General features: G+C 63.9%; 10 protein-coding genes. 5 read left to right on the plus strand and 5 right to left on the minus strand.

Annotation, left to right across the window (positions count from 1 at the left end):
• Positions 1-253: 253 nt before the first annotated feature.
• Entirely contained in the window at positions 254-1,114 is an 861-nt protein-coding gene (locus NKI49_RS32760; protein ID WP_352608248.1) for an SMP-30/gluconolactonase/LRE family protein, read from the minus strand.
• A 113-nt stretch (positions 1,115-1,227) separates the two neighbouring features.
• On the opposite strand from NKI49_RS32760, the gene NKI49_RS32765 reads away from it, so the two are divergent.
• Positions 1,228-2,025, plus strand: a complete 798-nt coding sequence (locus tag NKI49_RS32765; protein WP_352608250.1) for a helix-turn-helix domain-containing protein — start codon at positions 1,228-1,230, stop codon at positions 2,023-2,025.
• A 143-nt stretch (positions 2,026-2,168) separates the two neighbouring features.
• Here the strand turns inward: NKI49_RS32765 and NKI49_RS32770 are convergent, their stop codons facing one another.
• Together NKI49_RS32770 and NKI49_RS32775 are read right to left on the minus strand one after the other, a co-directional pair.
• Positions 2,169-3,110, minus strand: a complete 942-nt coding sequence (locus tag NKI49_RS32770) for a CHAD domain-containing protein (RefSeq protein ID WP_352608252.1) — start codon at positions 3,108-3,110, stop codon at positions 2,169-2,171.
• Positions 3,107-3,580, minus strand: a complete 474-nt coding sequence (locus NKI49_RS32775; RefSeq protein WP_352608254.1) for a CYTH domain-containing protein — start codon at positions 3,578-3,580, stop codon at positions 3,107-3,109. Before NKI49_RS32775 ends, NKI49_RS32770 begins: the two co-directional genes overlap by 4 nt.
• A gap of 90 nt (positions 3,581-3,670) precedes the next feature.
• On the opposite strand from NKI49_RS32775, the gene NKI49_RS32780 reads away from it, so the two are divergent.
• The 4 genes from NKI49_RS32780 to NKI49_RS32795 are packed head-to-tail and all read left to right on the plus strand — an operon-like array spanning position 3,671 to position 7,393.
• Complete coding sequence (locus NKI49_RS32780) at positions 3,671-4,390, plus strand: CerR family C-terminal domain-containing protein (protein WP_352608256.1); 720 nt, start codon at positions 3,671-3,673, stop codon at positions 4,388-4,390.
• Positions 4,387-5,340 (plus strand): HlyD family secretion protein, encoded by a 954-nt coding sequence (locus NKI49_RS32785; protein WP_352608258.1) that lies wholly within the window; start codon positions 4,387-4,389, stop codon positions 5,338-5,340. The genes NKI49_RS32780 and NKI49_RS32785 overlap by 4 nt, the downstream gene beginning before the upstream one ends.
• Positions 5,337-6,257, plus strand: a complete 921-nt coding sequence (locus tag NKI49_RS32790; protein WP_352608260.1) for an ABC transporter ATP-binding protein — start codon at positions 5,337-5,339, stop codon at positions 6,255-6,257. The genes NKI49_RS32785 and NKI49_RS32790 overlap by 4 nt, the downstream gene beginning before the upstream one ends.
• Complete coding sequence (locus NKI49_RS32795) at positions 6,254-7,393, plus strand: ABC transporter permease (protein WP_352608262.1); 1,140 nt, start codon at positions 6,254-6,256, stop codon at positions 7,391-7,393. Before NKI49_RS32790 ends, NKI49_RS32795 begins: the two co-directional genes overlap by 4 nt.
• A gap of 28 nt (positions 7,394-7,421) precedes the next feature.
• Here NKI49_RS32795 and NKI49_RS32800 read toward each other — a convergent pair whose 3' ends face one another.
• Positions 7,422-8,399 (minus strand): threonine/serine dehydratase family protein, encoded by a 978-nt coding sequence (locus tag NKI49_RS32800; protein WP_352608264.1) that lies wholly within the window; start codon positions 8,397-8,399, stop codon positions 7,422-7,424.
• 137 nt (positions 8,400-8,536) lie between these two features.
• Positions 8,537-8,860 carry a hypothetical protein gene (locus tag NKI49_RS32805; protein WP_027026873.1) on the minus strand — a complete coding sequence of 108 codons (324 nt, stop codon included), beginning with the start codon at positions 8,858-8,860 and terminating at the stop codon, positions 8,537-8,539.
• Positions 8,861-9,066: the final 206 nt, after the last annotated feature.

The following is a 9,066-nucleotide window of genomic DNA, read 5'->3' on the forward strand; positions in this document are numbered from 1 at the left end:
TGCTCGTCCGTCAGAACCGTTCGAATCATCAAAGCCTCCAAAATGAGGCTTGAATCACTCAAAGGGCGAAAGTGGAATCCTGATTCTCAACAACCCCTAGAGCAATTCCAGGAAAAGTGTGAAACGGTTTTCCGTCCGGAATTACGTTGAAACAAAGAGTTAAAGCGGTTCACCGTTTCCGTGAAACGATGAACCGCTTTAACGGCAGCGTCATGGAGCGGGTCCTCCAAATCGGGAGGCCAGGTTAGAGTTTTCAGTCGACCTTGAGCGCCGCGACTTCGCCTTCGATCATCAGCGGCACGAAGATGGTTGACTTGCCGTCCGTGCCGATATCGGCGCTGCCCGGCTTGAAATGCGCCACTGCTTCCGGCGCGCTGCCGGCACGATATCGGTAGAGCGTGCCGGTCATGTAGGCGGTAGCGTAGATGGTGCCGCCGATGGTGATGACGCCGTCGAGGTCTGCGAAATTCTGGGCCCCCGGCAAGGGTGAAACCGCCTTGCTGGCGAGGCCGACCGACAGCAGCCCGCCGGGCTCCGCAGTGCTGAAATCGGGCTTGATGCCCTTGCCCCAGGAGGCGACGATCAGCCGGTCGCCATCGGCGACGATGCCGTTGGGCGAAGCCAGCATCGCATCCCTGACGAACAGTTCCGGCCGGTCGCCGTCGATGCGGTAGATAGCATCGGCCAGCATGTCGGTGACATAGACCTTCCCTGCGGCATCAGCGGTCATGTCGTTCAGGAAGACGGCGTTCGGCACCGCGATGCTGGCGACGAGCTTGCCGCTGGCGAGATCGACGACGCGGATTTTGGTGATGTCGGCGACATAGAGCTTGCCGTTCGATATCGCCATGCCCTTGGGCGCGTCCATGCCATCGGTCCAGTGCTGTGTGACGATCTTGCCGTCGAGCGACAGCACCGAGAGGTACCCGTTTCCGTCCACATCGCCCGGATTGCCGACGATGTTGGAGACGATGATGCGGCTGTTGGCGGCGTCGAACAGCGCCGATTCCGGCTGTTCGAGGCCCGTCGCGTGCCAGAGTTCGCTGGCGTGGGCGGCCGGAGCCGCCGCGATGCCGGTGATGGCGAGAAACGCTGAGGCGATGAAGAGTTTCATGGCTGTTCTCCTGTGATGGTGGCGGAGAGCTATGACTTTCGATACTTTTCCGAAAGCCTGATTGGCGCTAGTATCGAAAATCGATACCAACTTGTCCACAAGAGGTGCATCCCATGAACGGTCTGATCTTCGAGGCGCTGAAGCGCGCGCTGAAGGCGAAGGGCGTCACCTATCGCGAACTTGCCGAACGCATGGGCGTTTCAGAGCCGACGGTGAAGCGCATCTTCCACGAGCGCAACTGCAAGCTCGACCGGCTGATGGAGATCTGCGCGGCCGCCGGCGTCGAGCTGGAAAACGTGCTCGGCTCGATGAACCGGGGACCGGGGCCGGTCAATCACATTGCGCCGGAGATCGAGCGCAAGCTCGCCGGTCGGCCGGCGCTGCTGTTCGTCTTCGTCATGCTGTCGGAGAAATTCACGCCCGAAGGCGTCATGCGCTCGCAAGGGTTGAGCGAAGCCTCGATGTTTCTCTATCTGCGCGACCTCGAGGAACTTGGCCTGGTCGCGCTCGGGCGTGGTCTGTCGGCGAGATTGCTGGTCGAGACGCCGATCCAGTGGAACTTCGAAGGACCGCTGCGGCCGCTGTTCGAAATGACCAACAAGAACTTCGTCGGCTGGGCCATCACCCATATCGAGAAAGAGGCGAGCTTCGTCAGCTTCAGCAGGCGGATGCGGCCGGAGACGGCGGAGATGGTGCGTCGCGAGGCGGAGGACCTCGCCGATCGCGCCAGACTGCTCGCCCATCACGACCAGCACACCACGCCGGAGGACGGATTGGTCGGCTACAAATGGACGTTTGCCTTTGGCGCGACGCCGTTTGAAGCGATCATGCCGATCGGTCCGCATCCGCGAGATGCCGGTGCGCGGGCGCACGAGCAACCCGCCAGGACGCGGAAACCCATGCCCGCATAGCGGGAGATCCGCCACTCGCCCCGGCGACGGTCTTGTCGTTCCACGGTCGCCATAGACAGCGTCACGACAAATGCCAGCAGATTTGGGGGGTGGCGCCAGCGAGGACCGTCGGCGAGGCTAAAACCGCTCACATCGCTACACGATCAGCCGGAAGCGCCGGCGTCCCCGCTGACCGCCGCGCCGGCCAGATCGTCGCGTGCCTTGCGGGCCAGTTTTCGCGTCGAACGCCTGGGGCTGTCGCCGAACAGATCGGCCGCCTTGGCGAGACAGCTCTTCTTCAGCTGCTTCTCCGACCGTTTCAGCAGCTTTCCCAGCAGCCTCGTGTCCTCAGGCGCGCCGAGCGGCTGGTCATCGGCCAGGACAAGCGCGCGCATCACAAGCACATCGTGCAGGTCGCCTAGCCGTTCACCCAGTTCGTCGACCGCCTTGCGGCGAGCCTTGATCGGTGTCGGCCACAGCCTGCCGAGCAACGACAAATGCATGCCGTGCGTCTTGGCCGCCTTGCGCAGATCGTGGAAGTCATTGGCCGCGCCGCGCGACCCAGCCCTGTCGAGCGCCTTCCTGGCGCGGCGCAGACAGCTGCGCGCGCCTTCGGCAAGAACGTCGGCTGCCTGTTCCGGCTGGTCCGGCAAGGCAAGGCTTTCGATCCGCTTGACGCCGTCCGCGCAAGCGGCCGCAGCAGCGTGGATCGCCGCTTCGAGCCCAGCGCTTTCATGCAATTCGTGCTGGCGGGCGATCAGCCTGTCGCGTACGGCCTCGAGCCCGCCGTTGGCGCTCTCCTTGGCAAAGCTCGCCGCCAGCCGGTCGATGGTCTCGATCAGCGCCGTCGCCTCGCGCGGTCCGGCAAGCGGCGCGGCGACATTGCGATAGCACTGGTTCTCAGTGGTGCAGAATGTTTCGTCCCCGGAACGAACCAGGCGTAGCAAGGCCCGTACGCTCTTCAGCCGCTTGCGGCATTTGTGCAGCGCCTGCTCCGGCCGGCTGCGCGCCGCATCGAGATGAAGCAGCGCCTTGCCGATTTCCTCGGCCAGGATACGCCTGACCTCGCCGGTCAGCGGCAGGCGCGGATCAATGCGAAAGCTCATGCGGCGATCTCCGGAATCCCCCCGAGGGCGAGCGACGCGTTGTAGAATTTCTGCTCGCCGGTGACCTCACGGCCGAGCCAGTCTGGCAGCATTTCGTCCTTTACGTCTTCCGGCGTTTCCAGCTCGGCGACCACAAGTCCCGCAAGCGGACCGCCGAACACATCGACTTCGTAGAGGTAGCCGCGGTGCCTAACATGGTGGCGTGTCTTCTCTATGACACGCCCTATGGCAAAGGCCAGCATCTCCTCGGCCTCCGCGAGCGGGATCGGATATTCGAACTCGTCGCGCTCGCGCGCGCTGCTGCCGAATTTGAGGGTCAGCTTGGCGGAGGCGTCATTGTTGATGCGGATGCGAACGGTTCGACCGGGTGTCGCGGCAAGATAGAACTGGCGAATACGGATGTCTGCCTCGGCCAGATCCCGCCACGCGGTGCCGGAAACCAGGAATTTGCGTTCGACTTCCTTGCCCATGGCCGCGCACTAAAGCGTTTGCCGCCAGCGATGGCAAGACGATCGTGCAGGCAAGTTGACCTTAATCAATCGATTGATTAAAGTGTGTTGATGGTCAAGACGCCGGACATCAAAGGCTCCCGCCGCGAGACGTCTCCCGCCGAGCTTACGCGCGCGGCACTCGTCCGGGCGGCGCTGAAACTGTTCGGACGGCAAGGCTTCGACGGAACCTCGACACGCGAGATCGCCGCCGAGGCACAAGCCAATATCGGCTCGATCGCCTATCATTTCGGCGGCAAGGAGGGCCTTCGCGCGGCCGCCGCCGACTATATCGTCGAGACCATCCAGCTGGTCGCCGGCCAGGCGCTCGGCAATACGCAGGCGTCCGTTCCCGACAATCCGGAGGCCGCCCGGACGCAACTCTTCGCGGCGCTGGAGCGGATGGTCGGCTTCGTCGTGGCGCAACCGGAAGCAGGCGAGATCGTACAGTTCGTGCTGCGCGAGCTTTCGCATCCGACGGCGGCACTCGACCGCATCTATGACGGCGTGTTCGAACCGACGCATCGCCGCCTGTGCCAGCTCTGGGAGCAGGCGACGGGCGAGCCCGCCGAAAGCGAGGCAACCAGGCTCACCGTGTTCACGCTGATCGGCCAGGTCGTCTATTTCCGCATCGGCCGCGAAGCGGTGATGCGCCGCATGGGCTGGGGCGACATCGGCGCCACCGAAGCCGCCAAGGTGGTGGCGGTCACGGCGGACAACCTCAGCGCCATTCTGGCCGCCAGGAAGGGCCAAGAGATGAAGGACCGAGAAATGAAGGGGCAAAGACCATGAGCTTTTTGTGTTCGCTGCCGCTCGCCGCGCAGCTTCTCGGGGCCTGCGCTCCCGCGGCACCGCTCGCCGTCGGCTATGTCGAGGGCGACTATGTACTGCTGGCGCCGATCGAGGTGGCGCAGGTCGAAACCGTCGCCGTGAAGCGCGGCGACCGCGTTACCCCCGGCACGGTGGTGGTGACGCTGGAAAGTGCCGATGCAAATATCGCCGTGGCGCAGGCGCAGGCAAGCCTGGCGCAGGCGCAGGCGCAGCTTGCCGACCTGCAGGTTGGCAAGCGGCCGGAAGAAATCGCGGCGCTGAAGGCTCAGCTCGACATGGCCAAGGCGCAGGCAGATGACGCCAGGCGCAAATACAACCGCGCCGCCGATCTGTTCAAGCGCGGCACCGGCACGCAGGCCGATTACGACACCGCCTCCGCGACGCTAGAGACCGCCGATGCGCAGGTTGGCCAGGCTCGGGCCAATCTCGCCGTCGGCGGCCTGCCGGCTCGTTCCGAGACGATCAAGGCCGCCGATAATCAGGTCAAGCAGGCGCAGGCCGAGCTGGAACAGGCGCAATGGCGGCTGTCGAAACGGGTGCTGGCGGCGCCATCTCCCGGCCGCGTCAACGATGTCATCCGCAATCCCGGCGACACGGCTGGCCCGACGGCGCCTGTCATTTCGGTCCTGCCCGACGGCGCGGTGAAGCTCAGTGTCTACATACCGGAAAGCGCCTTCTCCTCGGTGAAGGTCGGCACCTTGCTCACGGTTCGCTGCGACGGCTGCGGTCCGGACGTGAAAGCGCGGGTCAGCTACATCTCGCCCGATCCCGAGTTCACCCCGCCGGTCATCTACTCCTTGGAGAACCGGCAGAAGCTGGTCTATCTGGTCGAGGCGCGGCCGCAGGGCGATGCAGGCCCGCTGCAGCCGGGCCAGATCGTCGACGTCGATCTCGCGGACGTCGGAAAATGAACGCCATCGACGTCCATGGCCTGGTCAAGCGTTTCGGCGACAAGACCGTCGTCGACCATGTGACGATGACGGTCGCCGAAGGCGAGATCGTCGGCTTTCTCGGCCCCAACGGCTCGGGCAAGACCACCACCATCCGCATCATGTGCGGCCTGCTGACGCCGGATGAGGGCGAAGGAAAGGTGCTCGGCTACGACATCCGCACCGACAGCCTGCGCATCAAGCGCGAAGTCGGCTACATGACGCAGAAATTCTCGTTCTACGAGGATCTGACGATCGGCGAAAATCTTGAATTCGTGGCGCGGCTCTACCGGCTGAAGCCGGTCGAGGAGCATGTAGCGAAGACGCTGGAGGACCTTGGCCTGACGACGCGCCGCAACCAACTGGCCGGCACATTGTCGGGCGGCTGGAAGCAGCGGCTGGCGCTGGCCGCCTGCATCATGCACAAGCCGAAGCTGCTGCTGCTCGACGAGCCGACAGCCGGCGTCGACCCGAAGGCGCGGCGCGAATTCTGGGACGAGATCCATCGCCTCGCCAGCGGCGGGCTGACCGTGCTGGTCTCCACCCACTACATGGATGAGGCCGAGCGCTGCCACCGCATCAGCTATATCTCCTACGGCAAGATGCTTGCCACCGGCACCGTTGCCGAGGTGGTGAAAAACGCTGGCCTGACCACTTTCGTCCTGCAAGGCCCGCGTCTCGACCAGGTGGCGGAAGCGCTCCAGGGCCGCCCCGGTGTCGATCAGGTGGCGCCGTTCGGCGCGACGCTGCATGTCGTCGGTTCCGACAAGAAGAAGCTCGAGGCAGCCCTTGCCGATGTCGAGAAGGAGCACAAGGGCGTGAAGGTGGCGCCGGGCGAGACCAGCCTCGAGGATGTTTTCATCCAGTTCATGTCGGGTTCGAAGGACAACATGGCATGAGGAACAGCGTCTTTTCCTTCGCCCGGCTTGGCGCGCTGCTGATCAAGGAATTCATCCAGATGCGGCGCGACCGCATCACCTTCGCCATGATGCTCGGCGTGCCGCTGATGCAGCTGGTGCTGTTCGGCTATGCCATCAACAACGATCCGAAGAGCCTGCCTGCCGCGCTGGTGGCGACGAGCAGCGACCCCTACACCCGCGCCATAGTCGCGGCGCTGCAGACCACCGGCTACTACCGCTTCGACCATGTCGCCCAAAGTGCCGAGGAGGCAGAGTTCCTGATGGCGCGCGGCGATGTCGCTTTCGTCGTCACCATACCCGCCGATTTCGCCAGACGCGTCGAGCGCGGCGACAACCCGCGGATCCTGATCGAGGCCGACGCCACCGATCCGGCTGTCGCCAGCGGCGCCATATCGACGCTAGGCACCGTGGCCGGCCAGGCGCTGCGAAGGGCCCAGGGTACGCAGGAAACCGCCGCCGAGGCCGCCAAGGGACAGCTCGATGTGGTGGTGCACCGGCGCTACAACCCGGAAGGCATTTCGCAATACAACATCGTGCCCGGCCTGCTCGGCGTCATCCTGCAGATGACGATGGTGATGATGACCTCGATCGCGCTGACGCGCGAGACCGAGCGCGGCACGATGGAGAACCTCTTGGCGATGCCCTCCAGCCCGCTCGAGATCATGCTGGGTAAGGTTTTGCCGTATCTGGTGGTCGGCGCCGTGCAGGTGGTGGTGGTGTTGGCGGCGGCCAAGCTTCTGTTCGCCATTCCCTTCACCGGCTCGACGTCGCTGCTGTTGAGCGCCGTGCTGATCTTCGTGCTGGCGCTGGTGCTGCTCGGCTACACGATCTCGACCATCGCCCGCACGCAAATGCAGGCTTTGCAGCTCACCTTCTTTTTCTTCCTGCCGTCGATCATGCTGTCGGGCTTCATGTTTCCCTATCGCGGCATGCCGGACTGGGCGCAGATTTTTGGCGAGATACTGCCGCTGACGCACTTCCTGCGCATCATCCGCGCGGTGATGCTGAAGGGCGCAGAACTCCCGGCGGTGGCGACCGAGATCGGCTGGCTGGTGGTGTTCGTGGCGCTGTTTGCCGGCGTTGCGCTGGTGCGGTTCAGGCGGACGCTGGATTAGGATCGCGGCGGGCCTGTTGCACCAACGCTTAAGCGGCCGCCATGATCTGCGCATAAGTGCCGAAATCGACATTGCCGCCGGAGAGCACCACGGCGATGCATTTGCCTGCCAGTTCGATCTCGCCCGAAGACAGTGCCGCCAGCGCCACGCAGCCGCCGGGCTCGACCACCAGCTTGAGGTAGGCCATGGCATCACGCATCGCCTGCGCCGTCGCATGATCGGATACGGCGATGGCGCCGGCGAGATTCCTGCGGTTGATCTCGAAGGTGATCACGCCCGGCTCGGCGGTCAGGATCGCGTCGCAGATCGAGCTATAGCCGGCCTCGTTGGAAACCCTGGCGCCGGCGGCCAAGGAGCGGCGCGTGTCGTCGAAATGCTCCGGCTCGACCGCCCACATGGCGGTATCGCGCGAGGCATCCTTGACGGCAACGGAAATGCCGCTCGACAGGCCACCGCCGCCGCAGGGAACGACGACCGCGTCGAGGCTGACGCCAAGCGCTTTCGCCTGACGTATCAACTCAAGACCGATCGTGCCTTGGCCGGCAATGATCGCCGGGTCGTCGAAGGGCGGCACCAGCACCATGCCCCTGTCCAGATAAGGGCGGACCACGGTCATCCGGTCGTCGCGAAAACGGTCGAACGGCACCACTTCCGCACCCAGCTTGCGGACATTGCCGACCTTCATCGCCGGTGCGTCGGCCGGCATGGCGATCACCGCCTTGACGCCGAACATCGCGGCGGAGGCTGCCACGCCTTGCGCATGGTTGCCGGAAGAGAACGCGACGACGCCACGGCTGCGCTCGTCTTCGCTGAGCGACGACAGCTTGTTGTAGGCGCCGCGGAACTTGAACGAGCCGGTGCGCTGCAGCGTCTCCGGCTTGAACAGGATGCGGGCGTTGAAGCGCTTGTTGAGTTCCTGCGATTCGATCAAGGGCGTTTCGACGATGAGGCCGGAAAGCCGGGCCGCGGCGGCGTGGATGTCGGCAATTCCTGGAGGGGTGGTCATGGCGAGATCCTGCGAAGATGCGATCCGGCCATGTGCACGGAAAGAGCCGCGCGACACCAACGAAAAAATGTGACCGTTACAAAGTGTGGTGAGTCACGGCGCCGAGACTTGGCAGTTGGCCTTGCGGCCGATCACTCCTAGCCCAACAGCGCCCTCTGTCTTTTGCTGCCACCGAGCTTGCGCCAGTTGTTGAACCGGTGCGTGGCGGCGGCGAACGAGATCTTCATCTGCTGGGCGACCGAATAGCGCGATTTGCCTTCGTCGAACATGCGGTAGCAGCACTCGACGCCTTCCTCGGTCAACTTGCCGTCCGGAGCCTTGTTGTGCGGGTTGGCGGGATCGAATTTCTCGACCTGCTGCTCGACCAGGCCCTTCAGGCGCTGCAGGTCGGCCTCGATGCTGACGATGAGATCGAGAACGGGCTTCGGGTCATAGCTGTGCGGGGGCTGTTTTGCCGTCATTTGCGGATTCCTTTTCTCGGATGGATCGAGACATATAGGTGAACATTCGCTGATAATGAAGGGGCGCGTTCGCGCCGGGCTTCACCAATTCTTGACCCGCCGATGTCGGAAGCTAATCAAGATGTCCGGTTTTGGTAGCACATCATCTGTCCGCTTCTGATTTGGCGTCGAAGCGGTTCACGCTGCATTTTTGAGTTCGGAGTCTG

The organism is Mesorhizobium sp. M0587, assembly GCF_040320945.1.
GTDB lineage: Bacteria > Pseudomonadota > Alphaproteobacteria > Rhizobiales > Rhizobiaceae > Mesorhizobium.